The following is a 26260-nucleotide window of genomic DNA, read 5'->3' as shown; positions in this document are numbered from 1 at the left end:
GCCCGCCCCGGCCGCGGCTAGGAGGTGACGGGCGCGCCGATCGACGGCCCGGAATCCGGCACCCCGGCGTAGTCGGGCAGCTCGACGCCGTTGATCGCCCGATCGATCAGCTCGAAGTCCCATTCGACCTCGGGCTCGGTGCCCGGCTCCGGCTTCGGCGCGGGGTTGGTGAGGCTGTGCGCGTGCAACCGGCCGATCTCCTGATTCGCCTCGACGAACGGGCGCATCCGCGCCTCGTAGGCGGCGAACCCGGCCTCGATGTCCCAGCCGGCGGCGGCCAGCTCGCCCGCCAGCAGGTAGGCGCCGACCAGAGCGAGCCCGGTGCCCTGCCCGGACATCGGCGACGAGCTGAACGCCGCGTCGCCGAACAGGCCCACCCGTCCGTTGGACCAGCGGTCCATCACCACCTGGGCGACCTGATCGAGGTAGAAATCCGGGGTGTCGTCCAGGTGCGCGAGGATCTCCGTGGTCCGCCAGCCGAAGTCGGACATCCGCTCGCGCAGCAGCCGCTTCTGTCCCTCGATGTCGCGGTAGTCGACCTCGAAATCGGCCGAGGGGAAGGAGAACATGGCCATCGCCCGGGTGGCGTCCTGGATGGGGCGCAGCATGGCCGAGCGCCCCGAATCCTGGTAGTCGAGCAACCAGCGATCCAGCCCGAACTCGTTCGGCACGCTGTAGAAGGCCAGCACCAGCCCGAGGTGGCGGACGAACTGCTCGCGCGGCCCGAAGACCATCGCGCGCAGCGCCGAGTGCAACCCGTCCGCCCCGATCACCAGGTCGAAGCGCCGCCGATCGCCGCCCTCGAAGGTCACGTCGACCCCGTCCGCGTCCTGGGTGAGCTCGGTGATCCGGTCGCCGAAGCGGTACTCGACACGGTCGCGGGTGTCGTCGTAGAGCACCTGGGCCAGGTCGCCGCGCAGGATCTCGATATCGGCGATGTAGCCGTCGCCGCCGTCGTCCTCCACGCGGAAGGTCTCCAGCACCTTTCCGTCGGTGTCCACGGTGTGCGCGCCCGCCGTGTCCGTGCAGGCCGCGCGGATCGTCGCGTCCAGGCCCATCCGCCGGATGACCTCCTTGGTCACCCCGCGCGCGTCCACCGCCTGCCCGCCGGGACGCAGTTCGGCCGCGCGCTCCACCACGGTCACCACGGCTCCTCGCCGCTGCAGCCAGTGGGCCAGTGCGGGCCCCGCGATGCTCGCGCCGGCCACCAACACCCGGATCCCGCTCATCGCGCCACCCGCTCGCCCGCCGTGCCGTCGAGTGCGACGCAAGTTTCCAGAATCGAGTCCCGCATGTCAGTGCCTCCGTGTGCTGTCGGTGTATCCAGCTGTATCGACGGCGGACCCAGCCGAATTTCATCGGTGCGGCCGAGATCGGGCGAATGAACTCGCCCGATAGCGCGCACCTACCCGGTGGAACCACTTGCCTGCCGAACAGTCTCGGCGATGCCGGACCGCGCCGCAGCGAGTTGTCGGCGCTGCGTGGCGGTCAGCGGATCGAAGACGAGCCGCCGCGGACGAGGAGCAGTTCATCGACCGCTCGCTGACCCGGTTCCTCTATACCAGCGAGACTCCGATCTTCGGTTGAGCCGAGCACCCCGCCGGTCGGACGAACAGCTCCGCTGACCGGCCGGTGGGGGCGGTCGATCGGCCGGGCAACGGCCCGCGAACATGACGCGGCCGCACCCCGGGTGCATGATGGCGGTGCTCGACACCACGAACTCGTCCGCGACCTCGCGGCCGACGGTGACGATCCCGGCCGAGAGGAAAGTCCATGCGGTACAGCGAATACCGGGCCTACGACGCGGTCGGCCTGGCCGAGTTGGTCGCCAAAGGGGACGTGCGCCCGATCGAACTGCTGGAGGCCGCGTCGGCCCGCCTCGACCAGGTCGACCCCGAGATCAACGCGATCAGCCTGCGCATGGACGAGGCGGGGCGGGCGGCGGCCGAACGTCCGCTGGCGGGACCGTTCGCCGGTGTGCCGTTCCTGCTCAAAGATCTCGGCCAGGATTTCGCGGGCTATCCGACCGCGTCCGGCACCGGCCCGTTGCGAAAACTGAAGGCCGACAACAACAGCACCGTGGTGCAGCGGTGGATCGACGCGGGCCTGGTGATCTTCGGCAAGACCACCACCCCCGAGTTCGGCGCCGTCGCGGTCACCGAGACCCGCACCTACGGCGCGACGCGCAATCCGTGGAATCTCGACCGGACCCCGGGCGGTTCGTCCGGGGGCTCGGCGGCCGCGGTGGCGGCGGGGATCGTGCCGATGGCGGGCGCCAGCGACGGCGGCGGCTCGATCCGCATCCCGGCGGCCTGCACCGGGCTGTTCGGTCTCAAGGCCGGGCGCGGGCTGGTCCCGGCGGGCCCCGATTTCGCCGAGCACATCTTCGGCGCCGCCACCGCAGGCGTGCTCTCGCGCACCGTCCGCGATTCGGCGGTGATGTTCGACCTGCTCAGTGAGCCCGATCCCGGCGGCCCCTATCTGGCGAGCCGCTCCGCCCAGCCGTACGCCACGGCGGTGGACGCGCCACCGCGCCGGCTGCGCATCGGCTTCACCCACGAATCCCCGTTGGGCACACCGGTACACGCCGAGGCGGTGCGCGCGGTCGAGGCGACCGCGGCGGTGCTGGAACAACTGGGTCATCAGGTCGAGCAGGCCGCGCCGCGCCTGGACAGCAGGCAGATGGCGCACGATTTCATGACGATCTGGACCGCCAACCTCGCCGCCCGCCTCGCCCAGGCCCGAAAGCTCAGCGGCGCACGCGATTCCGACTTCGACCTGACCACCCGCGTGGTCGCCGCCGGCGGTCGCGCGCACTCCGCACCGACGTTGATCGAGGCGCACGGCCGGTGGAACACCTACACCCGCGGTCTCAGCGAGTTCCACGACACCTACGATCTGCTGCTCACCCCGACCCTCGCCGAGCCGCCGCTGCGCATCGGCCAGACGAAACCTCCTGCGGCCCTGGAGAAGATCATGGGTGTGCTGCTGGAACTGCGTGCGGGCACGGCGATCACGCGCACGCCGATCTACCGCGACCTCGTGCTCGCCAATCTCGCGCCGGTCCCGTTCACCCAACTCGCCAACGTTACCGGCCGACCCGCCATGAGCGTGCCCCTGCACCGCACCGCCGACGGGCTCCCGCTGGGCACCCAATTCGTCGGGCCCCTCGGCGCCGAATTCCTGCTCCTGCAACTCGCCGCCGAACTCGAACGGGCCCAGCCCTGGAGTCACCTCGAACCCCCGCTCGCCCCCGGGACGGCGGAATGACCGAAGCGGGCTTCGAGCGTCGAATCGAACCGTTCCGGACGGAACTGCTGGCGTACTGCTACCGGATGCTCGGCTCGGCGCACGACGCGGAAGACCTGGTCCAGGAGACATACCTGCGGGCGTGGCGAGCGCGCGAGCAGTACGACGAAACGCGCAGTTCGCTGCGCACCTGGCTCTACCGGATCACGACCAACGTCTGCCTGACCGCGCTGCACGGCCGCGACGGCCGTCCCCTGCCGTCGGGTCTGGTCGCCGCGGCGGATCCGCTCGGGGCGTTCGTCCGGGCCGAGCACGCCACCTGGCTGCAACCGGTGCCGGATTCGTTGCTGCACAACGCGGATCCGGCCGGCACCGTGATCGATCGCAGCACCCTGCGCTTGGCCTTCGCCTCCGCCCTCCAGCACCTGTCGGCACGGCAGCGCGGCGCGCTGATCCTGCGTGAGGTGCTCGGCTTCGCCGCGGCCGAGACGGCGGAGATCCTCGGTACCACCGTCGTATCCGTGAACAGCTCGCTACAGCGGGCACGCGCCCGGCTGAAGGAACTCGGAGTCGAGCTGGAACAGGCCGGCGAACCGTCCACGGCCGAGCAGCGCGCCTGGGTCGAGCGCTACATGACGGCATTCGCGCACGCCGATGTCGAGGCGCTCAAACGGCTGCTCACCGAGGACGTCGTCATGGAGATGCCGCCCATGCTCAACTGGTTCAGCGGGCGCGGCAACTACGCCCGGTTCATGGCATGGATCTTCGAAGCGGCCGGGAAGGACTGGCGGCTGGAGCCGATCACCGCCAACGGCGGCCAGCCCGGGTTCGCCGCCTATCAGCGCGTCGACGGCCATTACGAGCTGCACACGCTCCAGATCTTCACCGTCACCGCCGCGGGCATCAGCCGGAATTCGGTGTTCCAGGATCCGGAGGTCTTCGCGACATTCGGCCTGCCGGCCCGGCACGGCGGTCAGGCCGAGAATTCTTTTTCGCGGGCGCGATGAGTTCGGGCGCCGGCGCCGGTATGTATTCCCGAGTTCGCCGGACACCCCAGGCGAGCCGATCAACAAGGGAGACTCCGATGTCGAACCACCGTGCCGCCGACGAAGCCGCGATCCAGGCCGTGCTGGCCGATTCCTACCAGGCATGGGCGGCCGGCGACGCCGACGCCATGGTCGCCGACTACACCGCGGACGCGACCGCCATCATGACCGGCTCGCTCCGCGACAGCCGCGAGGTGATCCGCCAGAGCATGGCACTGGCCTTCGCCGGACCGCTCGCGGAGAGCACGACCGTCGACAAGCAACTCGGCATCCGCTTCGTCGGCGCCGACGCCGCGATCGTGATCAGCGAGTCCGCCATCCTGTTCCCCGGCGAAACCGAGGCGCCGGAGGCGCGAAAGGTGAACGCCACCTGGGTTTTCGAGAAGCGCGGCGGCCAATGGCTGATCGCCGCCTACCACAACAGCCCGGTCCTGGCGCCCGCTCGGTGAACCGCACGAACTGACCGGCCAGCCCTCATCCGTGAGCATGGATGAGGGCCCCGTTCCTGGCGCGGCTACCCCGGCCGTCGATGACCCCGCGGCGACGCCGGGTCACATGGGTGCGTCGTTGGTGCGAGTGTTGTACGTACCCAGCCCGATCAACGCCGCGATCATTACGGCGATGCTGCTGGCCAGTAGTGCGCGACCGAATCCGGAAGCCAGCGCTTCGGGCGGGGCCGTCCCAGCGCGCAGCAGGTGGGCGGTGTGCGAGGTGGCGAGGGTGGTCAGCACCGCGAGACCGAGCGCGCCACCGAGTTGCTGCGAGCTGTTCAGCAGCGACGCGGCGAGTCCTGCCTGGTCTGGCGATACTCCGGCGTTGGCGGCGTTGGTGACCGACACCAGGACCGTGCCCAGGCCGACCGCCACCACCATCATGCCGGGCAGCAGGTCGGTCAGGAACTCGCCGTCGACCGGCAGCCGCGACAGCAGAAACACACCGGCGGACGCGAGTACGCAACCGCCCACGATCAACGGCCGGGTCCCGATCAGCGGAATCAGCTTGGTCGAGCCACCGGCGCCGATCCCGACCCCGAAGGTGAGCGGCAGATACACCAGACCGGTCTTCAGCGCGGAGTATCCGAGCACGTTCTGCATGTAGAGGGTGAGGAAGAAGAACATCGACAGGAATCCGGCGATCGCGATCAGCTGGGTGGCATCGGCGGCGGCGAGCCCGCGAACCCGGAAGATCGACAACGGCATCAACGGATTCGGCTGCCGGTACTCGTTCACCACGAACAACACCAGCAGCGCCGCCGCGCCCGCGAGCCGGCCGATCGTGCTCAGCGAGTCCCAGCCCGCGTGCGGCGCCTCGACCACCGCATAGACCAGCAGCAACACCCCACCCGTGCCCAGAATGGCACCGGCGGTGTCGAAGTCGCGGCCCGGCGCACCGTGCCGATCATCGGGCAGCAGTCGATAGATCGCGGCGAGCAGCACCGCACAGATGATCGGGTTGATCAACAGCACTGCGCGCCAACCGAAGTACTCGGTCAGCACCCCACCGAGCAGGACACCGGCGGTCGAGGCCAGCCCGATCATCGCACCCCAGGCACCGAGGGCCCGATGCCGATCCGATCCCTCTTCGAAGGTGGTCGTCACCAGCGACAACGCCGCAGGCATCATCAACGCCGCGCCGGCGCCCTGGACCAGGCGCGCACCGACAAGCAACGGCGCGGTGGTCGCGAACCCACCGACCAGCGATGCCAGCGCGAAGACGATCACCCCGGCCACGAGCACCCGCCGCCGCCCGATCAGGTCCGCCGCGCGACCGCCGAGCAGCATGAACCCGCCGTAGGTCAGCAGGTAACCGGTGGCGACCCACTGCAGGCCCTGCTCGGAGAAGTCGAGCCGATGCTGGATCGAGGGCAGTGCCACATTGACGATCACCGAGTCCATGAAGTCCAGAAACCCGACCGAGCAGAGCAGCACAAGAATCAGCCTGCCGCGCCGAGTAGAAAGGGCAGCGGAATTCCCGACCGCACGAGTCATGACAAGGTGCCTCTCGCCGAAGTGAAAGCATCTCGAATCAGGCGGGCCCGCGTGCTCGACTCCCCTCCTTTCGGTTGATAAAATCAAGCTCGATGGATAAAGTCAAGCGTGAGTTGAAAAGTCCCCGCTCCTACGAGCAGTTCTGCGCCCTCGCGCGCGCCCTGGACCTCGTGGGCGAGCGCTGGACCCTGCTGATCGTGCGCGAATTGCTCCCCGGCCCACTGCGTTACAACGAGCTGAAGTCCTCGCTCGCCGGCATCGCGACCAACCTTCTGGCGGACCGGCTGCGAGCGCTGGAGTCCAACGGCATCGTGGAACGACAACTCGGCGAAGCGGGAGTGCGGTACGCCCTGACGCCGTGGGGTGCGGGACTCCAGGAACCGATGGAGGCGCTGGGCCGGTGGGGCGCGCCGCTGCTGGCGACCGGACGCAACGGCGACTCGTTCCAACCGCGCTGGCTGGCGCTCGCCCTCCCCGCCCTGCTCCGGGGAGTCACCGCCACTCCCCCGGTGGAGCTCGGCCTCGAGACGGACGGATTTCGCCTGATCCTGCGCATCGACGCGAACGGTCCGAGCGCGGTCGCCCAGACCGATCAGCAACCGGACACCGTCTTCAGCGCCGTTCCGGACGTCGTGATCGGGCTCGCGGCAGGCGGACTCACGCTCGACCAGGCGCTCGCGCTCGGCGAGCTCCGCGGCGACCGGCGAACCCTCAGCGCGGCGTTCCCGCCGGGACGGACGATCGGCGCGACAGCTGTCCCACCGGCCACGACCAACGACTGACGGCGGACCCGCCGCGCGTCAGCGACCGGACCGGCCTGCGCCACTTACCGATTCGAGCGCCAGCCCTGCGGCAACGCCTTGAAATCTAGCAGCGCTAGACAATGTAGCGGGCGAATGTTACCGTTGCTCCAACATCTAGCGCTGCTAGATTTAGGAAGGGAAGCCGAAATGCTCATCGTCACCGGTCAGGTCATCGCCACCGTCGCCGTTCTCGCCAATGCCGTCATCTACGGCACCGATGCCTGCGGGGCGGTGATCATGCGGTCGGTGTACCGCAAGCTCGACGACGCGACCGTGACCGTGAGCGCGGGATGGGGTCACTACTACGGCGACCGGCGCATGCCGGTTTTCGGCGCGGGCGGTGTGATCGCCGCGCTGCTCACCCTGCTGATCGCGCTGTTCGCCGGGCAGATCGGCGCCGCGGTGGCGGCGGGGATCGCGGTGGCGGCACTGCTCACCTGGCTCGCCCTCTACGTCCGCGTCGCCAAGCCGATCAACACTCAGCAGACCGCCGCCGCGCAGAGCGGCATCATTCCCGCCAATGCCCGTGCGCTGCAAGACAAGTGGGACAGCATCCTGAAGTACCGAATCACCTTGCAGTTCGTCGCCGTCGCCGGACTGTGCGTCGCGCTGATTCTGTTCTGATCTCGAACATCCGGGCAGGCAACGGCTTTCACGTGCCTCCCGGCAACTTCCGGCCGAGCGCCGGGGCACCCTGACATCGCTCTCATGAGGAGAAACCGACATGACCTTCACCGCCAACGAACAGCAGTTCCTCGCCGAGGCCGGAATCGGCCGGCTGGCCACGGTGTCGCCCGACGGAGTGCTGCAGAACAACCCGACCGGCTACCGGGTGAACACCGACGGCACGATCGACATCGGCGGCATGCGGATGCGCGCCAGCCGGAAGTTCCGCAACGTCGAGGCGGGCAGCCGGGTGTCGTTCGTCATCGATCAGCAGGTTTCGGTGGAGCCCTACGTGATCCGCGGCATCGAGGTGCGCGGCACGGCCGAGGCGCTCGACGACGCGGAGCCGCCGTTCCCGCACCAAGAGCGCGCGATCATCCGCATCCACCCCGATCGGGTCATCTCCTGGGGCCTCGACGGCGGATCCTTCGACTTCACCAGCCGCGCCGCCGAGTAGCCCGGCCTCGGGCACAATCCGCCGGCGGCGCAATCATCCTGCGCCGCCGGCGGATACGTCGTTGCCGGTCATACCGCTCGCGCACCGCGCCGAGAGGCCTGTGACCAGGTCGAACACCGTGTCAGCGGACGTGTCAGGTCGGCGTCAGGTCGGTATCAGCCGGGGTGGCGAAGGTAGTTCCAGTGACCGGCTGGACCAACCCACCGACACACCGACCGACGACACAGGAGTTCAGTCATGACCACCTTCCAGACCCCGGAACCGATCGCCGTCACCATCGACGTGCTCAGCGGCGACGTCACCGTGATCGCCACCGACCGGAGCGACACCGTGGTCACGGTCCGGCCGGCCGACGCGGCCAAGAAGGGCGACGTGCGGGCCGCCGAACACACCCAGGTCGCCTTCGCCGCGGGCGCCCTGACCGTGCAGACGCCGAAAGACTGGCGCACCTACACCCCGTTCGGCGGCAACCCGTCGGTCACGGTGACCGTCGAGGTGCCCCTCGGTTCCCAGCTGAAGGCCAACGCCGGCGTTGGCCGATTGGCGGGCATCGGCGAACTCGGCCGGTCCGACCTGGAGATCGCCGCGGGCGACATCCTCGTCGAGCGCCCCAGCGACTCGGTGACCGCGAAGGTCGCCAAGGGCGACATCCGGATCCGCGAGGCGGCCCGCGGTGTGCTCCGGCTGGAGACCTCCATGGGCGAGCTGGAGGTCGGCATCCGCGCGGGCAGCGGCGTGCAGCTGGAAACCAATGCCGCGCACGGCGCGGTGCAGAACGTGCTCGGACCGGTCGGCGGTACCCGGCATGACGCGGAAACCGTGCAGGTCTTCGCCCGAAATTCCTACGGCAACATCATCATTCGGCACGCGGCCTGACCGCTAGCACCCTCCCCGAACACCACCCGAGAAAACGAAAGAAGCCATGCACGTGCAGAACACCACCCAGGACCGTCCGGAACTCCAGCGGCTCATCGACCAGGTCGTCGAATCCGGTTTCACCGGACTGACTTTGCGGGTCAACGACGAACAGGGCGAGTGGACCGGCAGCGCCGGAGTGAGCGAGCTCGGCGCAACCACCCGGCCGCCGATCGACGGGCACGTCCGAATCGGCAGCAACACAAAGACATTCACCGCGACCGCGGTGCTGAAATTGGTGGCCGAGGGCAAGATCGCACTGGACACCGCGGCGGTCGACTACCTACCCGAGTTCGACCTCGACCCGCGGATCACCGTGCGCATGTTGTTGCAGCACACCAGCGGCATCTTCAATTTCACCGGTGAGTACGCCGAGGACGGGACGGTCACGCCGGGCACCCCCTCCACCATCTCGGGCAAGGAATGGGTGGACAACCGGTTCAAGACCTATCCGCCGGAAGACCTGGTGCGCCTGGCCTTGTCCAAGCCGGGCAACTTCGAGCCGGGAACGGACTGGAGCTACGCCAACACCAACTACGTGGTGCTGCGGCTGTTGATCGAGAAGGTCTCCGGCCGTTCCTACGCCGAGGAGATGCAGCGGCTGATCCTCGGCCCGCTCGGGCTGACCGGCACCGTCACGCCGACCAACCAGACCGAGATCGCCGAGCCGCACGCCCATGCCTACTACCGCTATGACGACAACGGCGTGGAGCGGACGATCGATGTCTCCGAGCACAACCCGTCCTGGGTCTCCAGCGGCGGCGACATGATCTCGACGACCGAGGACCTGCACACCTTCATCTCCGCGCTGACCGGCGGGCTGCTCCTGCCGGACGCGTTGCGGACCGAAATGTTCACGCCGGAAACCAAAGTCGGCTACGGCCTGGGCGTCTTCGTGCAGCCCGTGGGTACGAACGGTGACGTCGTCATCACCCACAACGGCGGCATCGCCGGCTACGGGGCACTGATGTTCAGCACACCGGACGGCAAGAAGACCATGACCGCCGCGTTCAACTACGTGGACGACGCCACCATGTCCCTGGCGGCGGCCTTCCAGGCGGCGTTGAAGCTGCTCGTCGACGCGGTCTTCGGTGGCGCGCAGTGAACAACCCGGCGATCACGGCGGCCGGGACGACGGCGGCGCGCACGTTCACGAAGCGAGCGTAGCGGCCACCAGCTCGCGCCAATCCGCTTGTGTCCCTTCGTTCATCGCCTCGGTGAAGCTCGCTTCACCGAGGCGATCTCGTGCGCTCTGCTCGATCCTGGCCACGTCCGGATCGGACCGATCCGGCAGCCCGCGCACGCCCGTGCTCGCCGCGAGCAGCCGCACGGCTCGCTCGGTGTGGTCCAGCCGCAGCGCCAGATCCGCGATGCCGACGAGGATCTGCGCGACGAGGGGCGCGTGGCCCGCCACCGACGCGGCCTCGAACGCCGCGGCGTGCTCGGCGCGGGCTGCGTCGAGATCCTCGGCGAGGTAGCCGAGCAGGCCGTGGATCACCGCGCTGACCGTCGGCTGTTCCGCGTCTTTACCCAACAACGTTGTCGCGGCGTCGATGTGGCGATGCGCCTGGTCGAGGTCGCCGCTCCAGCGGGCCAGCTCGGCCTTGGTCAAGGCCAGCTCGGCCAGCGCGTTCGGCCAGGCGGCCCGGTCCGCGTATCGCTGCGCCTCGGCCATCGCGGCCGTGCTCGCGGCCGAATCTCCGGCGAGCCAATACAATTGAGCCTGCCGCGACCGCATCTCGACGATGTTCTCGATCGCGCCGACCTCGGTGACCACGGCGATCGCCTGTGCGTAAAGCTCTACGGCAGCGGCGAATTCGCCGCGCATGGCGAGGCGATTGGCCAGCTCGGTCAGCGCGAACGACATCCCCCAGCGCTCGCCGATGGCCCGGAACTCGGTCAGCGCCGCCTCGAGGTACGCGTCCGCCTCCGGGCCGTCCTGCCCGAGCACGATCCGCATCTTGCCCATCTGCAGCCGGGCCAGCGCGCGCACCCACGGATCGTCCGCGGTGAGCAGCGGTTCGAACGCGGTCAGCAGCGCCTCCGGCCCCTGCAACATGCGCTCCAGCGCATCGGTGAACGCCAGCAGCGGATGCGGGGTCTGGCTGAGCTGGTTGGCCTGGTGCGCCCGGCGGATCCACTTCTCCACGTCGTACTCGTCGTTGCGACCGGTGCTGGCGAAATGCGCGACCAGCCCGTAGACCATGGCCCTGGTCGAGTCGTCCACCTCGCCGGACAACTCGGCGGCCGCGGTGAGCAGTTCCATGCCCTCGGCCTTGTGCCCGCCGAGCCACCAGTACCAGCCCGCCTGCGCCGCGAGCCGCATGGCGCCGGTCGCGTCGCCGGCCGCGAGCGCGCCGCGCATGGCGACCGCGATGTTGTCGTGCTCGGCCTCGAGCACGGCCAGCCACTCCAGTTGCTCGGCCCGGCGCAGGTGCGGCTCGGCGGTCGCGGCGACTCCGGTGAAGTAGGCGAGATGCGCCCGGCGCGTGGAGTCCTGCTCGCCCGCGTCCGCCAGCCGGTCCGTGGCGTACTGCTTGATCGTGTCGAGCATGCGGTAGCGCGGCTCGCTGTCGCCGGTGCCGCGCAGCAGGGACTTCTCGGTGAGCGCGGTCAGCAGCTCGAGCACCTCCCACTGCTCCACCTCGGTGCCGACGCAAACCTGTTCGGCCGCTTCGAGACTCGCGCCGTCGGCGAATACCGCGAGCCGGCGCAGTACCGCCCGTTCGGCGTCGGTGAGCAGTTCCCAGCTCCAGTCGACCACCGCGCGCAGCGTCCGGTGCTGCGGCAGCGCGGTCCGGCTGCCGCCGGTCAGCAGGCGGAACCGATCGTCGAGACGGTCGGCGAGCTGATCGAGGGACATGGTGCGCAGCCGGGCCGCGGCCAGCTCGATCGCCAGCGGGATGCCGTCGAGGGCCCGGCAGACCCGCGCCATGGTCGCCAGGGCGTGCGCGTCGGTCGCGAGGTCCTTGCGCACCGCGCCCGCCCGATCGCGCAGCAGCTGCACGGCCGGGGAGGACGCGATCTCGTCCGGATTCGCGTCCGCTGCGGGCAGGGCCAGCGGTTCGACCTGCCACAACGCCTCGCCGGTGATGCCGAGCGGTTCCCGGCTCGTGGCCAGGATCCGGAGTCGCCGGCATTCGCCGAGCAGCCGGTGCGCGAAGGCCGCCGCGGCGTCGATCACGTGCTCGCAGTTGTCCAGGATCACCAGGGTTTCGCGCTCGCGGATGGCCGCGACCAGCCGGTCCATCGGTTCCGCGCTCGTCGCGGTGCCGAGCAGGGCGTCGCGCAGGCCGAGCGCGGCGAGCGTGGACTGGGCCAGGTCGGCGCCCGGGCCGAGGGAGGCCAATTCCACCAGCCAGGCGCCGTCGGGCAGGTCGTCGAGCATGGTTCGCGCGGTTTCCCCGGCCAGCCGGCTCTTTCCGGAGCCGCCGGGGCCGGTCAGCGTGGTGAGGCGGTGGCCGGCGATGAGTTCACGGACGGCGGCGACGTCGGTGAACTTGCCGATGAACTCGGTCAACTCGGCGCGCAGGTTGGTCTTGCGGTCGGCCTCCTTCGCGCCCACCTCGCCGCGCAACAGGGCGACGTGCAGTGCGGACAGCTCGGGTGACGGGTCGACGCCCAGCGTGTCGGCGAGCTCCTCCCTGGCGCGCTGGTACACGGTCAATGCCTCGGCGCCCCGGCCTGCCGCGCCGAGCGCGCGCATCAGCGCGGCGACGAGCCGTTCCCGGGCCGGGTGCCGGGCCACCAGCTCGGTCAGCTCGGCGACCAGGTCGGCGTCGCGGCCGAGCCGGATCTCCGCCTCGTAGAGATCCTCCAGCGCGGCGAGGTGCAGGCCCTCGAACCGGGCGACCACCGTGTCGACGGCGGTGTTGTCGCGCACATCGAGGTCCTGCATCGGAGCGCCGCGCCACAGCTCGACGGCCTCGCGCAGCAGTTCGGCGCGCTGCGCGTCGCCGCCGCCGCGGGCCTGGTCGAGCAGCTGCTCGAAGCGCACGGCGTCGACGGCGTCGGGCGACACCGTCAGGCGGTAGCCGCCGGCCTGCACGTCCAGCGACCCGTCCGGCAGCGCCCGGCGCAACCGGGAGACCAGGGCCTGCAGGGAATTCGCCACGTCCGACGGCGGCTGCTCGCCCCACACCCAGTCGACCAGGGTCGTTTTCGGGACCGCGCGACCGGGTTCGAGCGCGAGGGCGATCAACAGCGCCCGCAGCCGCGCACCTGGCACCTCTATCGATCCGCCATCCGCTAGCCGGATCTCGAGCGGTCCAAGTATTCCGATCTGCACCGGCCCATTCTGCCGTGCATGGTCGGTGCTGCCCGGTCCACCCTGGATAACCACGGCCGACCCGACGCACACCGTGTCAGGTCGCTGTCAGCTCGATATCAGCCGCCCTGGCCACAGTATTCCCATGAGCGATTCGGCAATCCCAGCCTCCGGAGCGTTAAAAGCGTTCGGGGACAAGACAATCTCGGGGGCGCAGGGCTGATGGAACTTCGCGTGGACCGGGAGCGCTGCATCGGCGCGGGCATGTGCGTGCTGACCGCCCCCGAGATATTCGACCAAGACCTCGACGACGGACGGGTGCTCCCGCCCACCCGCCCACCCGGACCCGGGGAGGAGGCGGACGTCCGCGAGGCCGTCCAGATGTGCCCTTCCGGCGCGCTCACCGTCGTCTCCGGCGACTGAACCGCGTCGCCGACAACACAAGTCGTCCCGAAAGGACCCCCCATGAGTAGCGACGTTCCCGTCCCGCACGGCCTCCCGATGACCCGCGACGCCGGGCCGTTCGACCCGCCCCGCGCGATCTCCGCGCTGCGCGCGGCCCGGCCGGTCAGTCCCCTGATCTTTCCCGATGGTCACGAGGGCTGGCTGGTCACCGGGTATGCCGAGGTCCGTCAGCTGATGGCGGACACCCGGTTCAGTTCGCGGCAGGACCTCGGCATCGTGCACGTGCCGTACGAGACGCCAGGCATGCCCGTCGCGACCGAGCCGTCCCCGCAATTACCGGGGCTGTTCATCGCCATGGACCCGCCGGAGCACACCCGGCTGCGGCGCAAGCTCACCGGCGCGTTCACCGTCCGGCGGATGAAGATGCTGGAGGAGCAGATCGTCGAGATCACCGAGCGGCGGCTGGACGAGATGTCGCGGATGACCCCGCCGGTCGATCTGGTCAAGGAGTTCGCGTTGCCGGTGCCGTCATTGGTGATCTGCGAACTGCTCGGTGTGCCGTACGAGGATCGGGCGAACTTTCAGGTCAACTCGGCGCAGTTCTTGGTGAAGGACCAGACGCTCGAGCAGAAGATGGCGGCCTTCGGCGCGATGAATACCTATCTGGCCGAACTGGTTACCCGGAAGCGGGCCGAACCCGGTGAGGACATCCTGTCCGATCTGGCCCGGCACGACGATCTCGCGCTCGACGAGCTGGTCGGCATCGCCTTTCTGCTGCTGCTCGCCGGGCACGAGACGACCGCGAACATGTTGGCGCTCGGCACGTTCGCGCTGCTGGAGCATCCCGAGCAGCTGGCCGAACTGCGCGGCGAGCTCGACCGGGTTCCGGATGCCGTCGAGGAGCTGATGCGCTATCTGTCGGTAGCCGACATCTTCTGTCGGTATGCCACCGAGGACATCGAGCTGGGCGGTGCGACGATCGGCGCGGGGTCGACCGTGGTCATCTCGCTGCTGGCCGCGAACCGTGACCCGTTGCGCTTCGAGAATCCGGACCTGGACCTCCGGCGCAAGGCGCGGGGACACCTGTCGTTCGGTCACGGCGTGCATCAGTGCCTCGGGCAGCAGTTGGCGCGGATCGAGATGCGGGCCGGTTTCGCCGGGTTGCTCCGGCGTTTTCCGACGCTCGAGCTCGCCGTCCCCGCCGGGGAGGTCAGGCTGCAAACCGATATGAACATCTATGGGGTGCACGAGCTGCCGGTGCGGTGGACGGAGACCGCGCAGTGACCCTCACGGTTTGACCTTGACCCTACGTCAGGGTTGGAGCATCGCCGGATGACGAACAACAGCACATCCTCGACTCGGCCCGCCCCGCCGATCGGGGGTTTCCACGAGATCGACGGCCGCCGCCTCTTCGCGCATCGGTCGGGCAGCGGCGGACCGGCCGTCGTGTTCCTGACCGGTGCGAGCGCGGTGGGTCTGGACTATTTCGGTGTCCAGCAACAGGTTTCGCAGTTCACCACCGCCGTTCTGTATGACCGCGGCGGCACCGGCTACAGCGATCCGCTCCCCCTGCCGCGCACCGCCACCGCGGTCGCCGCCGAACTGCGCGCGTTGTTGCGGTCCCAAAAGATCCCCGGCCCTTGGGTTCTCGCGGCGCACTCGCTCGGTGGGCTGTACGCGTTCCGGTTCGCGCAGCTGTATCCGCAGGACGTGGCCGGACTGGTCTGGTTGGACGGTCTCCATCGCGACTGGGACGACTTCGTGCCGCCCACCGCGAGCCTGGCCGCGATCGAGCGGATGGGACCCGATCTGGAACAGCTCGAACAGATGCGCCCGGCGCTGCGCGAGATGCATGCCGAGTTGTACGCGGACTATCCCGAGCACGTGCGGGAACCGCTGATCGAGGCGCGGGTGAGTGCCGAATGGATGCGCGCCGGACTGGCCGAGCGCCGCACGCTGGCCGACCTTGCCACCGAATTGCGTTCCGGGCCAGGGCTTCCCGATGTTCCGGTGATCGCGCTCTCGGTGGTGGGCATCGATCCGGACCAGCCGACGGCGCACGAGCTGAACGATGCCAAGACGCGGATGGACGCGGCGCTGGTGCGCACGGTCGCGCACGGCGAACAACGCCTCGTCTCCGACACCCTGCACCACCGGCTCTGCTTCGACCGGCCGGATGCCGTGGTCCAGGCGATCCGCGACGTCGTGGAGCGGGCGGCCCGGCCCTAGACTCGGGGATGCGCTCCGCGGACCCGAGGAGGACGGTGCTCACGATCAGCCAGCTGGCGGCGACCGCCGGGGTCACCGTGCGCACCGTTCGGCACTACCACCACGTCGGGCTCCTGCCCGAGCCCGACCGTGACGCCTCCGGTTATCGCCGCTACAGCGCGCAGATGGCGGTGGATCTCATCCGGATCCGGACCCTCGCCGATGCCGGTGTGCCGCTGGCCAGGATCGATGCGCTGCTGCACGCGCAGCCGGCCGAGTTCGCGGCGGCGATCGTCGACATCGATGCCGAATTGCAGAACAAGATCGACCGGTTGACCGAATACCGGCGCCGGATCGGCGAATTGGACAGCGGCGAGAAGCTGGTGCTGCCCGCCGAGGTGGTCGCGGTTCTGGACCGGATGCGCGGGCTGGGGATCAGCGAACAGCGGGTGCTGCTCGAACGGGACTCCTGGATCCTGATGCAGGCCTTGGATCCGGGGGCGATGCCGCAGCGGATTCGGGAGAAGAACGCGGCCCTGGACGATCCCGAGACGACGCGTCTGTACCTCGCCTGCGATCGAGCGGTCGACTGGGATCCGAACGATCCGCGCCTGGATCAGCTCATCGATGATCTGGATGCCTGGGAGATCGCCCACGAACGCGAGGCGGGACAGACCGGGCTGCTGAAGTTGGTCGTGTCCCGGATCTCCGCTGCCTCACCGGCGTGGCAGCGGATCGTCGATGCGCTGACCCATCGCGCGAAGCAGCGGCAGAACGCCGATCGGGCATAGGGGCTATGGTCGGCAGCCGTCGAGCAGCAGTCGGATGGTGACGCGCGCATCGTAGTTCGGATCGGTCGGCTCCGCGCCCGCGCAGATGTCGCCGATCCCGCGCATCAGCTGGTAGGCGGCGATGTCGGCGGTGACCTCGCCCGCGTTCCGTGCGGCGGTGAGCAGGTCGTCGAACACCGGGACGAGGCGGTCGAGGAACAGCGCGTGCAGGCCGGCGAAGCTGTCGGGGTCGCTGCGGATCGCCGCGGCCAGCCCGTGTTTGGTGGCCAGGAAATCCACGAACAGATCGACCCACTGACGCAGCGCGGCGAACGGTGACGGTGCTGTCGCGAGCAAGGCGGGGCCCGCCTCGGCGCACGCGTCGATCTGATGCCGGTACACCGCCGCGATGAGATCCACGCGCGTGGGGAAGTGCCGATAGATGGTGCCCATGCCGACGCCGGCCTCGGCGGCGATCCGGCGCACCGGGGCGTTCACGCCATCGGTGACGAACACCGAGGCCGCGGCATCGAGCAGGGCCTTCTCGTTCCGCCGCGCGTCCGCGCGCTTGCCCGGACTCGCGGTCATCGGCTCGGCATCTGCACTCACGCGGCGCTCCTTACCTTTGGCCTGCACATTCGGAGCACCGCTCCATTTCACCAGCATATCCGGTCGCTTGCCCGGGCCGAATCCGAACGGCTGCTATCTTGCGACGATGCGGGGATATCCACCGGCACCGGCCGCCGCGGAGACGGCGTGAGTGACGACGCGAGAATTGCCGCGGTCGCCGCGCTGATCGAGCTGGCTCGCGGCACCGATGTCCGGGATCGGGCCGACGCCGGTCACGGACTCGCCGCATTCGCCGAAATGCGTTCCGCGCGAGCGGTATTGGCGTCTCTCCTGCTCGATACGGCGGACACGTTCGTCACGGTCGTGACCGCCGAGGCCCTGCTCCGCCGGAAGGACGCGGCCGGGCTGTCGATCGTCGCCGTCGCCCTTGCCGAGGCGGATGCGAGTCAGTCCGAATGGATCGGCTCGGCCGTGCGGGACGTGTACGGCGTATTCGCCGCTGAGCGCGACGCCGCGGTCCGCGTCTGCACGACGCTGACTCGCGACCAGGACCCGCGAATCCGTTCCGGCGCAGCCGATCTCATCGCCGAGCTGAACCGGATCGAGCCGATTCTGCACCCGGCGTAGATCATCATTCGCCGGTCTGACCGTCGATGATCTCCCTGAGCAGGTCCGCGTGTCCGTTGTGGCGGGCGTACTCCTCGACCATGTGGGTGAGGATCCAGCGGAGGGTGTAGGACTCGCCGGTCGGATGCCGGACACCGACCTTGTCCAGCTCGCGGCATCCGGCCACGATCTCGCGAGAGCGGGCACATTCGTTGCGCCACAACCGGATCGACTCGTCGACATCGGCATGCTCGACCACGAAGTCGGTGTCGTCGACCGAATTCGCCCCCCAGTACAGCGGTGGCGCTTCGTCACCCTGGAAGACGCGCGCGAACCAGGTGCGTTCGACATCGGTCAGATGGCGGATCAAACCCAGCAGCGACAGCGCCGACGGCGGCACGGCCTGCCGCCGAAGCTGCTCGCCACTGAGCCCAGAGCACTTCCAGTCCAACGTATCCCGCTGAAACTCGAGAAAGCCGACGAGTGTCTCATACTCCCCTGCCACCTGCGGTGGTTCACTACGCTGACCGGACTCCATCCGATCATCATGCCCGGACCCGGCGACTCACGCCGGACAAGCACACCCCACCCACCAAACCACCCCCGAACACGCCATCTCGACCGAGCCCGATCCATCGCGAGCCGGACGACGCACAGCGAGGCTCGCGTCCCGATGCCACCATGAGGAAGAGACCTCGATCGAGGTAGTACTCGGTGACATCACCGATGCGGCGATCGCGCCGGGCCGGCGATGCGACCAGACGGCCCGCCGGTGTGACGGGCCCTGGCTCGAAACGATCCGGGTTCGCCGGGTGAGGGGATCAGATCGGGCGGCCGAAGCGCACTGATTGGAAGTTGGAGTTCTCCTCGCGGGTGCCGGGCGGGAAGAGTTCGCCGAACGGTTCGGTGCAGGTGGAGTTGCGGAAGGTTTCGGCGGCGCGGTCGGTGGCGTTCTCGGTGTAGGCCACGCCCAGGATGCGGAAGCATTTACCGTTTTCCGGGTCGTGCAGCGTGTGCCGCTGACCGTCGGTGCCGGTGTAGATGAAGTCGCCGGTGGCGGCCTGCGCGGTACCTGTCGTGCCGAGGATCGAGACGAGAACCAATCCGGCCGTTGCCAATGCGGCGCCGATGTGTTTCATGGGAATACCTTTCGTCGAACGCTGCCCGCAGATCAATCATGTTGTCCATCAATGGGATTGAACAAGGCCCCAATTGTCTGGCCTTCAATGATCATGATTCGTCCTGGATCATCCACGCCCGGAGCGGCCTCCCGATATCACCCCGGGGTCCTATTCCGGTTCATACCAAGGGATTACCCGCGACGAGAAATCAGCCGATAGCTTCGGTCCGGTCAGCGTCCGGCGTGCGGACCGGCGGAAGGACAGCTATGACGACATCGGCCCTGGTCCCGGAGTCGGCCCCACGATCGGCGCGGCGTGGCGGCGCCGACGGCGATTACGCCCGCCTGCTGCGCCGGATCTCCGCCGCGGGGCTGCTGGATCGACGGCCGATCTACTACGCCGTCCGGCTCAGCCTCGTCGGGCTCGCGTTCGCGGGCGGCTGGACGGCGTTCGTCCTGGTCGGCGACTCGTGGTGGACGCTGCTGGTCGCGGCGTTCCTTGCGGTGGCATTCGCTCAGGTCGCGCTGGTCATGCATGATGTCGCGCACCGCCAGGTGTTCCGGTTGCGCGGGACGACCGAGACCGTAGGCCGAATCGTCGGCAACGCCGGCATCGGCCTGGCTTACGGCTGGTGGCAGGACAAGCACACCCGGCACCACGCCAATCCGAACCACGAGGAACTCGACCCCGACGTCGCCCCTGACGTTCTGGTCTGGTCGCAACGACAGGCGCGGGCCAGCCGCGGCCTGCCCCGGCTCATCGGACGCGCACAGGCATTCCTGTTCTTTCCACTCCTGCTGCTGGAGGGCGTGAACCTGCACGTGGCCGGCGTGCGCGCGCTCAGCAATCGATCGGTCAAGCGCCGGGCACTGGAGGGCACGCTGCTCTTCGCCCACTTCGCCGGCTATCTGGCGGTGCTGTTCGCGGTCCTGCCCGTCGATAAGGCCATCGCGTTCCTCGCCGTGCACCAGGCGCTGTTCGGCCTGTACATGGGCTGCATCTTCGCCCCGAACCACAAGGGCATGCCGACCCTGACCGGCGACGATCGCCCCGATTATCTGCGCAGGCAGGTGCTGACCTCACGCAATGTCCGCGGCGGCGGGTTGACCGACCTCGCGCTCGGCGGGCTGAACTATCAGATCGAGCACCACCTGTTCCCGAGCATGCCGACCCCGAATCTGCGGCACGCCCAGGTGATCGTCCGCGACTACTGCGCCGAAATCGGTGTGCCCTATCACGAGACCGGGCTGATCGCCTCCTACGCCGAGGCGCTGAAGCACCTGCATCACGTCGGCGCACCCCTGCGCACCGACGAACCCTCGCCATCCGGCGAATCTTCCCCTCCGGCAACGACTCCCGAGTAGCGCAGGCAGCGATCAGGAAACGCCGAGCGCGGCGGCGGTGGGACGCCAGAGGCGGTCGGCGGCCTGGTCCGGAGTCGGGAGCGGGGTGCGGCGGAGTTGCTGCGCGATACCGTAACGCAGGCCGCCGATGACGAAAGCGCCTGCGCTGTCGGGATCTACGTCGGCGGGGAGTTCGCCGCGAACCTGGCCGCGGCGGATGTTGTCGGCGGCGTTGTCGCTCATGGTCCGGATATAGACGGCTTCGAGTTCGGTGAGCTGCGGGTCGAGGGCGGTGCGATCGAGCAGGACCGGGGCCAGCGGGTCGGCGAAGTGGTAGGCGACGAAACGGCGGGTGCGTTCACGTTCGCGGGTCGCCCAGTCGGCGTCGGCGGGCAGGTGGGCGTCGGCGATGGCGTGCCGCAGCCCCGCGTAGAAGCCGTCGTAAATCGCCGCCAGCAGACCGCTTTTGGAGCCGAAATGGTGATAGAGCGCGCCGGTGCTCAGGCCGGCGCGCCGGGTGAGCGCGACCAGTTCCAGCACCCCGTTGCCGCGGACCAGTTCGTCGCGGGCGGCGTCGAGAAGTTGTTGACGTCCGATCGGTGCACGTGCCACAGTCGTAGCATAACCGAACTCAGTTATGTTTCGATCGCGAGGAGCCGCCATGAGCGCCGAAGTGTCATCGTTGATGGACCTGGGTGGCGATCTGGCCGGAACCTATCGCCGGACCGCGAGTAGCGGCGCGACCATCGACCCGGCGGTCAGCGCGGCGGATCTGGCCGCGGTCCAGCGCGACGGCTACGTGATCCTGCCCGATCTGCTGACCCGGAGCGAACTCGACGAGATCCGCGAATCCGTTGCGCCACTGCTGGATCGGCACGGCCGCAATGACTTCGAGGGCCATACCACGCAACGCGTCTACAGCGTGCTGAACAAGACCCGCGCCTGCGACCGGATCGCCGACCATCCGCGCGTGCTGGCCCTGCTGGATCGGCTGTTCCTCCCGAACTACCTGCTGTCGATGTTGCAGATAATCAACATCCTGCCCGGCGAGCAGGCCCAGATGCTGCACACCGACGACGGTTTCTATCCCCTGCCCCGACCGCGGGCCGCCCTCGGCGCCGCGACGATCTGGGCGATCGATGACTTCACCGCCGAGAACGGCGCGACCGACATCATTCCGGGCAGTCACCGGTGGGGCCACCGCCTGCCCGAGGCCGCCGAGCGGGAACCCGTGGTGATGCAGGCCGGCTCGTGCGTCTTCTTCCTCGGCACGCTCTGGCACGGCGGTGGCGCCAACCGCTCACCGAATCCGCGCCTGGCCGCCACCGCCCAGTACTGCGAGCCGTGGCTCCGCCCGCAGGAGGCGTTCACCCTGTCGATCACCCGCGATACCGTGCGCACCGTCTCGGAGGACATCCGCCGCATGCTCGGCTACAGCATCCATCCGCCGTTCATCGGCCAGGTCGACGGCATGCATCCCAAACGACTGCTGGAACCCGGCGCCCAACCCGTGTGACGATCGGCCCGGTCTATTCGCGCACCGGCTCGTGCCGATGCGCCCACTCGATGATGGTGTCGGCGACGAGATCCGGGTTGTCCCACATCGGGACGTGGCCGACCGCCGGGAGCAGCCGGAATTCGGCGCCGGGGATTTCCCGGCGGTACCGGGTCGCGCAGGTCGCCGCCGGGACGAAGCGATCGTGTTCGGCCCAGGCCAGCAGCACCGGGGTGGTGATCTGATCGAGGTCGGCGGGCAGGCAGTCCGCGTCGGTCCGGATGGCCGGCAGCAGCACGTCCAGCATGGTGAATTCGGCCGCCCCCCTGGTGAATTCGAGCGCCTCACGGACCGACATCCGGTCCCCGTGCAGCATGGCCTCGCGGAAGGCGAAGCGCCGTGCGGCCGCGCTGCGTAGCACGAAAGGAGCTGCCCGGTACGACCTTCGGGCGCGCGGGACCAACACGGCGAACTTGTGCCCCGTGCGCGCGCCCTCAGTGGAGCCGGGCTCCCAGCCGAAGGCCGGGGAGAGCGCGACGACGCTGTGCACCCGGCCGCGTTTGGCCAATTCGATGCCGAGCGCTCCGCCGTAGGAGTTGCCTGCCGCGTGCGCCTTGTCCACGCCGAGATCGTCGAGCTGACGTTCGAGGGCATCGGCCGCCGTGGAGATCGTGCAGCGCACGTTGACCGGAAAGCGCGGGCCGCCGACGTGGCCGGCGAGAGTAGGGGCGATCACCTCGAACGCGGTGGTCAGCTTCGGCAGTACCGGCCGCCAATGATGCCAGGTGCCGGTGCCGCCATGCAGCAGCAACAACGGTTGCCCGGTTCCGCCGCGAAAGTAAGCCGCGTTTTCCTTGCCGTCTGCATTCGCCATTGATTGCATACAGACAATGTTACATCTCATCGATGCAATAGTCAGCAGGCGTGCGCTAGTCGAGGTCGAGGTGATATGCCTCGGCGATGACCTGCTGAGCGGCGATCCGGAAGATCGCCAGCACCGACTGCCCGGCCAGCGCGGAGACCCGCTCGATCGATTCCTCCCGGTCGGCCGACAGCTCCCCGGTCTCGAGATGCCGCTGGAACAGGCGCAGGAAGCCGGCCGCGATCGAGGTGGAATGCGCGTAGATGGACTCGGTCAGCTCCACCACCTCGGCCAGCGGAACGCCGAGGTGGGCCAGCTCGATCGCGGCCTGATACAGCCGCGGCGAGCGCACCTCCCAGCGCCCGTCGGGGAGGATCCGGACGTGACCGAAGTCCGCGATCCGCTGCAGCAGTTCCTCGGTGACCTGCTCCCCCCACAGCTCGATCAGCTCCGCGGGCTCGACGATGATCGGCGCCTCCGGACCGAAGGGGTTCGCGGTGGCGCCGGCCAGGGCCAGCAGTTGCTCGGCCCGCCCGGTCGGCATGCGCCCGAGGAGCTCGCCGATCTCATCGAGCGAGAGCCCGGAATCCTGAAGCGAGCGAATGGTATCGAGCCGCTGCTCGTGCTCGCTGCCGTAATAGGCGGTGCGGCCGCGCATCTCGGGGGCGGGCAGCAGGCCGCGGGTCTGGTGTGCCCGGACGTTGCGAACGGTCATGCCGACCCGCCGGGCCAGCTCGTCGATGGTCAATTCCGGCACGCACGAATCATCCCATAGGGGCTATGTAACACCGGCCCCGCGCAACGGTTCGCGCTCTGGCGGCGTCAGCTCCGGTTTGCCGTCACGTCATGGATTGCGGAGGCATAACCAAAGAGGCCAAACAGCGAACGGAATGACCCGAATTCAGCTTCCGGAGGGCGGCCCGATGACCGAGACTTGAAGGTGCATCCGGCTCCGGGCGCTTCGCTCCCTTATCTCGGGTACGCGCAGAACGACCGGCCGACCCAGAGGAATATGGCTGGTCGCCGGGGCCGGATGCACCTCGACCGTCGCCAGGGAAGGCCCACCTTGCCCACGCAGCTGGACAACCGAGAGCTGGGGGACGCGCGATCGCGCGCGCGAACCAGAACACCGAGCCTCCTCAGTGCGGCACGAGCCGGTCGCATTTGCCAGGAGCACGCGCCGGGTCGCGCCGGTCACCTCGCGTGACCGTGCAGACCGCCGACGGACCCGGGGCACAAGCCATGTCGATCGACGGCGGCGCCCGGCGCCCGCTCCTGCCGGACTGGCATGAGCTGTCCGCCGCGCTCCGCATGCACACCGGTGACCGTCCGGGCGACCACCTGGTCATCCAACTGGCCCGCGCGCTCGCGCAGTTGCACCACACGCGCCGCGCCCAACCCGAGCGCCTGGTCGAAATCGACTGCCGCCGTGCCGAAGTCGTGGCGGTGATCGACGACTGGGTGGCCAAGCAGGTGCCGCCCCGGCGCACCGCGGACCGCCCGCCCGAGTCGCTCGGCGGCACCGTCGACCGCATGGCCGCCGCCCAGATCCTCGCCGATCATTTGCTGATGACCGCCGAGAACGTTCCGGAACAACGGGTGCACGCGGCCTGGTCCCGGCTCGCCGCGCTCGCCATCACCTGGACCGATCTCGCGCACGACATCGAGTCCCGCCGACCGCGTTCGATCGGCCGTCACTGATCACCGCCGCTCAGGTGGTCGTCGGAATGGTCCAGAGGTAAGCCGATATCGGAGGCAGTTCCGTCGTATCGACAAGGGGGTCGACACGTAGTAGGCCGAGGAATTCTTCCAACGACGTATACCGCGCCAAAATGTCCTCCAACAGGCGGCGCGCGGCGTCCTCCGGTTTCATGACCGGGCTATGCCCACGGTTTCGATAAGCAAACCGGCCCATAGTTTTCGTGATCCGTTCATTACGGCCCTCCAGGATTTGGATCAGTGCCGATCGGACTCATTGAATTGCCGTTCCGCCCGTCGGCGGAACGGCTTCAGATTACCCATCCGGCATGCCCGGAGCCGCATTCCCGCAGTGTGCGTCGCGAACTTTTCAGACAGGAAATTCACCCATGGATCCCGACCGGTCGGTCATCGCGACCGACCACTCCGCCACACCCCGAACTGGGCGGCGGTACTTGACATCTCGTCGCGCCGATAGGACGAATGCGCCGCGCCCGGACACCCAGAGCAGCAGAATGTGGGCTATGACGGCCTTGGATCAGGAAGCCCTCGACTGGCTCGTCCAGTTCGGCGCGCAGGCGCGCAACGACGAGCAGACCCAGCAGCTCGTCGACCTGGTCGACGGCAAGATCAACGAGGTCAACGCGCAACTGCCCGGCGACGCCGAACTCGCCGAGATGCTGCACGCCGCGACCCGCTCGCACTGGCGCAGCTTCCTGGCCATGGTGAGCCGGGAGGTGTTCGAGGTGCATCCGCCCGCGGAGGTGCTCGCCCTCTCGCGCACGGTCGCCCGGCGCGGCTTCGGCATCGACGTGGTGATGCGGACCTATCGGGTCGGGCAGGCCATGCTCTGGCAGTTCATCACCGACCTGCTGAACAAGGCGATCGAGGACGACCAGCTGCGCAGCGCGGTGCTGCTGCTGTTCTGGGATCGGGTGCTCGAATGGACCGACACCTGTGTGGAGGCCTCCGTCGCGGTCTACACCGATGAGCGCGAGCAGTGGCAGCGCGGCGCGCTGGCCCGGCGGTTCGGGCTGGCCGGCTCGCTGCTGCGCGGCGACGCGATCGACATCGACCACGCCGAGGCCCAGCTCGGCCATTCGCTGCGCCGCTACCAGACCGCGATCGTGCTGTGGGCCGACGACTCCTCGGCCACCCCGGACCCGGTGCGCACGCTGGAGAAGTTCGGCAACGAGATCGCCGCGCTGCTCGACGCGCCGCGCCCGCTCATGCTGTCCTCCGGTGTGCGCGGCATGTGGGCCTGGATCGCCACGCCCACCGTGCCGGATCTGACGGCGCTGCCCGCCGTCGGTCAACCGGGCCTGCACGCCGCCATCGGTTCGTCGGCGCCGGATATCGCCGGATTCCGGCAGAGTCATCGTGAGGCCATCGCCGCGCAACGCGTGGCCATCGAAACCGATCACCCCGCACGGGTGATCCGTTATGCGGACGTCGAATTGGTGTGTCTCACCACCGGGGACGGCAGTGTCGAAGCGATGCGGGTCATGGCGGCAAGAGAATTGGGCGCATTGACGAGTGCCGACGAGACCACCGCCCGATTGCGCGAAACCCTGCTCGCCTATCTGGCCGGCGGGCGCAATGTCCCGGCCACCGCGCGACAATTGAACGTGCACCCCAACACCGTTCGCTATCGCATCAACCAATCCGAGGAATTGCTCGGCCATTCCGTCGAGGAACGCGCGACCTATATCGAATTGGCGTTGCGCTGCGCGCAGACCTACGGCGACAGAATCCTTACCCCGCAGCCGGACCGGGCGATCGCCTGAGCCG

General features: G+C 68.8%; 26 protein-coding genes. 17 read left to right on the top strand and 9 right to left on the bottom strand.

Going from position 1 to position 26260, the window contains the following annotated elements; genetic code table 11:
• Positions 1-17: 17 nt before the first annotated feature.
• Complete coding sequence (locus ACFQ9K_RS01015) at positions 18-1229, bottom strand: FAD-dependent monooxygenase (RefSeq protein ID WP_378717232.1); 1212 nt, start codon at positions 1227-1229, stop codon at positions 18-20.
• Positions 1230-1773: 544 nt separating this feature from the next.
• Between ACFQ9K_RS01015 and ACFQ9K_RS01010 the strand changes: the two genes are divergently transcribed.
• The 3 genes from ACFQ9K_RS01010 (at position 1774) to ACFQ9K_RS01000 (ending at position 4744) form a co-directional block, all read left to right on the top strand.
• Positions 1774-3270, top strand: a complete 1497-nt coding sequence (locus ACFQ9K_RS01010; protein ID WP_378717233.1) for an amidase — start codon at positions 1774-1776, stop codon at positions 3268-3270.
• Positions 3267-4256, top strand: a complete 990-nt coding sequence (locus tag ACFQ9K_RS01005; RefSeq protein WP_378717234.1) for a sigma-70 family RNA polymerase sigma factor — start codon at positions 3267-3269, stop codon at positions 4254-4256. The genes ACFQ9K_RS01010 and ACFQ9K_RS01005 overlap by 4 nt, the downstream gene beginning before the upstream one ends.
• A 77-nt stretch (positions 4257-4333) precedes the next feature.
• The gene (locus tag ACFQ9K_RS01000; protein ID WP_378727002.1) at positions 4334-4744 is read left to right on the top strand and encodes an SgcJ/EcaC family oxidoreductase; all 411 of its coding nucleotides are present in this window, start codon (positions 4334-4336) and stop codon (positions 4742-4744) included.
• Positions 4745-4846: 102 nt separating this feature from the next.
• On the opposite strand, the gene ACFQ9K_RS00995 is transcribed toward ACFQ9K_RS01000, so the two are convergent.
• Positions 4847-6283, bottom strand: coding sequence for an MFS transporter (locus ACFQ9K_RS00995; protein ID WP_378727003.1), 1437 nt, complete (start codon positions 6281-6283; stop codon positions 4847-4849).
• A gap of 92 nt (positions 6284-6375) precedes the next feature.
• Between ACFQ9K_RS00995 and ACFQ9K_RS00990 the strand changes: the two genes are divergently transcribed.
• The 5 genes from ACFQ9K_RS00990 (at position 6376) to ACFQ9K_RS00970 (ending at position 10229) form a co-directional block, all read left to right on the top strand.
• On the top strand, positions 6376-7065 hold the full coding sequence (locus ACFQ9K_RS00990) for a winged helix-turn-helix transcriptional regulator (protein WP_378727005.1): 690 nt from the start codon (positions 6376-6378) through the stop codon (positions 7063-7065).
• 168 nt (positions 7066-7233) lie between these two features.
• Entirely contained in the window at positions 7234-7710 is a 477-nt protein-coding gene (locus ACFQ9K_RS00985) for a DUF1772 domain-containing protein (protein ID WP_378727007.1), read from the top strand.
• A 100-nt stretch (positions 7711-7810) separates the two neighbouring features.
• The gene (locus ACFQ9K_RS00980; protein WP_378727009.1) at positions 7811-8209 is read left to right on the top strand and encodes a PPOX class F420-dependent oxidoreductase; all 399 of its coding nucleotides are present in this window, start codon (positions 7811-7813) and stop codon (positions 8207-8209) included.
• Positions 8210-8446: 237 nt separating this feature from the next.
• On the top strand, positions 8447-9085 hold the full coding sequence (locus tag ACFQ9K_RS00975) for a hypothetical protein (RefSeq protein WP_378727202.1): 639 nt from the start codon (positions 8447-8449) through the stop codon (positions 9083-9085).
• A gap of 46 nt (positions 9086-9131) precedes the next feature.
• Positions 9132-10229 (top strand): serine hydrolase domain-containing protein, encoded by a 1098-nt coding sequence (locus ACFQ9K_RS00970; protein ID WP_378727200.1) that lies wholly within the window; start codon positions 9132-9134, stop codon positions 10227-10229.
• A 45-nt stretch (positions 10230-10274) separates the two neighbouring features.
• Here the strand turns inward: ACFQ9K_RS00970 and ACFQ9K_RS00965 are convergent, their stop codons facing one another.
• Positions 10275-13352 (bottom strand): BTAD domain-containing putative transcriptional regulator, encoded by a 3078-nt coding sequence (locus tag ACFQ9K_RS00965; RefSeq protein ID WP_378982642.1) that lies wholly within the window; start codon positions 13350-13352, stop codon positions 10275-10277.
• Positions 13353-13613: 261 nt separating this feature from the next.
• On the opposite strand from ACFQ9K_RS00965, the gene ACFQ9K_RS00960 reads away from it, so the two are divergent.
• The 4 genes from ACFQ9K_RS00960 to ACFQ9K_RS00945 are packed head-to-tail and all read left to right on the top strand — an operon-like array spanning position 13614 to position 16795.
• On the top strand, positions 13614-13814 hold the full coding sequence (locus ACFQ9K_RS00960) for a ferredoxin (RefSeq protein ID WP_378720521.1): 201 nt from the start codon (positions 13614-13616) through the stop codon (positions 13812-13814).
• 42 nt (positions 13815-13856) lie between these two features.
• Positions 13857-15080 (top strand): cytochrome P450, encoded by a 1224-nt coding sequence (locus ACFQ9K_RS00955; RefSeq protein WP_378720522.1) that lies wholly within the window; start codon positions 13857-13859, stop codon positions 15078-15080.
• A gap of 48 nt (positions 15081-15128) precedes the next feature.
• Positions 15129-16025 (top strand): alpha/beta fold hydrolase, encoded by an 897-nt coding sequence (locus ACFQ9K_RS00950; protein WP_378720523.1) that lies wholly within the window; start codon positions 15129-15131, stop codon positions 16023-16025.
• 35 nt (positions 16026-16060) lie between these two features.
• The gene (locus ACFQ9K_RS00945; RefSeq protein WP_378720525.1) at positions 16061-16795 is read left to right on the top strand and encodes a MerR family transcriptional regulator; all 735 of its coding nucleotides are present in this window, start codon (positions 16061-16063) and stop codon (positions 16793-16795) included.
• Between the two features lie 3 nt (positions 16796-16798).
• On the opposite strand, the gene ACFQ9K_RS00940 is transcribed toward ACFQ9K_RS00945, so the two are convergent.
• The gene (locus ACFQ9K_RS00940) at positions 16799-17362 is read right to left on the bottom strand and encodes a TetR/AcrR family transcriptional regulator (protein ID WP_378720555.1); all 564 of its coding nucleotides are present in this window, start codon (positions 17360-17362) and stop codon (positions 16799-16801) included.
• A 168-nt stretch (positions 17363-17530) separates the two neighbouring features.
• Here ACFQ9K_RS00940 and ACFQ9K_RS00935 point away from each other — a divergent pair, with 168 nt between their 5' ends.
• Positions 17531-17971, top strand: coding sequence for a hypothetical protein (locus ACFQ9K_RS00935; protein ID WP_378720526.1), 441 nt, complete (start codon positions 17531-17533; stop codon positions 17969-17971).
• A gap of 4 nt (positions 17972-17975) precedes the next feature.
• Here the strand turns inward: ACFQ9K_RS00935 and ACFQ9K_RS00930 are convergent, their stop codons facing one another.
• Both ACFQ9K_RS00930 and ACFQ9K_RS00925 read right to left on the bottom strand, forming a co-directional pair.
• Positions 17976-18455 (bottom strand): DinB family protein, encoded by a 480-nt coding sequence (locus ACFQ9K_RS00930; RefSeq protein ID WP_378720527.1) that lies wholly within the window; start codon positions 18453-18455, stop codon positions 17976-17978.
• 316 nt (positions 18456-18771) lie between these two features.
• Positions 18772-19089 (bottom strand): hypothetical protein, encoded by a 318-nt coding sequence (locus ACFQ9K_RS00925; RefSeq protein ID WP_378720528.1) that lies wholly within the window; start codon positions 19087-19089, stop codon positions 18772-18774.
• Positions 19090-19337: 248 nt separating this feature from the next.
• On the opposite strand from ACFQ9K_RS00925, the gene ACFQ9K_RS00920 reads away from it, so the two are divergent.
• Complete coding sequence (locus ACFQ9K_RS00920; protein WP_378720529.1) at positions 19338-20435, top strand: fatty acid desaturase family protein; 1098 nt, start codon at positions 19338-19340, stop codon at positions 20433-20435.
• Positions 20436-20447: 12 nt separating this feature from the next.
• On the opposite strand, the gene ACFQ9K_RS00915 is transcribed toward ACFQ9K_RS00920, so the two are convergent.
• On the bottom strand, positions 20448-21026 hold the full coding sequence (locus ACFQ9K_RS00915; protein ID WP_378720530.1) for a TetR/AcrR family transcriptional regulator: 579 nt from the start codon (positions 21024-21026) through the stop codon (positions 20448-20450).
• Positions 21027-21075: 49 nt separating this feature from the next.
• Between ACFQ9K_RS00915 and ACFQ9K_RS00910 the strand changes: the two genes are divergently transcribed.
• Positions 21076-21930 carry a phytanoyl-CoA dioxygenase family protein gene (locus ACFQ9K_RS00910; RefSeq protein ID WP_378720531.1) on the top strand — a complete coding sequence of 285 codons (855 nt, stop codon included), beginning with the start codon at positions 21076-21078 and terminating at the stop codon, positions 21928-21930.
• Positions 21931-21943: 13 nt separating this feature from the next.
• On the opposite strand, the gene ACFQ9K_RS00905 is transcribed toward ACFQ9K_RS00910, so the two are convergent.
• Together ACFQ9K_RS00905 and ACFQ9K_RS00900 are read right to left on the bottom strand one after the other, a co-directional pair.
• On the bottom strand, positions 21944-22783 hold the full coding sequence (locus ACFQ9K_RS00905; protein ID WP_378720532.1) for an alpha/beta fold hydrolase: 840 nt from the start codon (positions 22781-22783) through the stop codon (positions 21944-21946).
• A gap of 55 nt (positions 22784-22838) precedes the next feature.
• Positions 22839-23528, bottom strand: coding sequence for a MerR family transcriptional regulator (locus tag ACFQ9K_RS00900; RefSeq protein WP_378720533.1), 690 nt, complete (start codon positions 23526-23528; stop codon positions 22839-22841).
• Between the two features lie 446 nt (positions 23529-23974).
• Between ACFQ9K_RS00900 and ACFQ9K_RS00895 the strand changes: the two genes are divergently transcribed.
• Together ACFQ9K_RS00895 and ACFQ9K_RS00890 are read left to right on the top strand one after the other, a co-directional pair.
• Positions 23975-24472 carry a DUF4254 domain-containing protein gene (locus tag ACFQ9K_RS00895; RefSeq protein WP_378720534.1) on the top strand — a complete coding sequence of 166 codons (498 nt, stop codon included), beginning with the start codon at positions 23975-23977 and terminating at the stop codon, positions 24470-24472.
• 521 nt (positions 24473-24993) lie between these two features.
• Positions 24994-26256, top strand: coding sequence for a PucR family transcriptional regulator (locus tag ACFQ9K_RS00890; protein ID WP_378720535.1), 1263 nt, complete (start codon positions 24994-24996; stop codon positions 26254-26256).
• Positions 26257-26260 lie beyond the last annotated feature (4 nt).

Origin of the sequence: Nocardia sp. NPDC056564 (genome assembly GCF_042793755.1) — a bacterium.
Taxonomy (GTDB): domain Bacteria; phylum Actinomycetota; class Actinomycetes; order Mycobacteriales; family Mycobacteriaceae; genus Nocardia.
The sequence above is the reverse complement of the archived record's forward strand: the minus strand, read 5'-3'. Positions and strand labels throughout refer to the sequence as shown.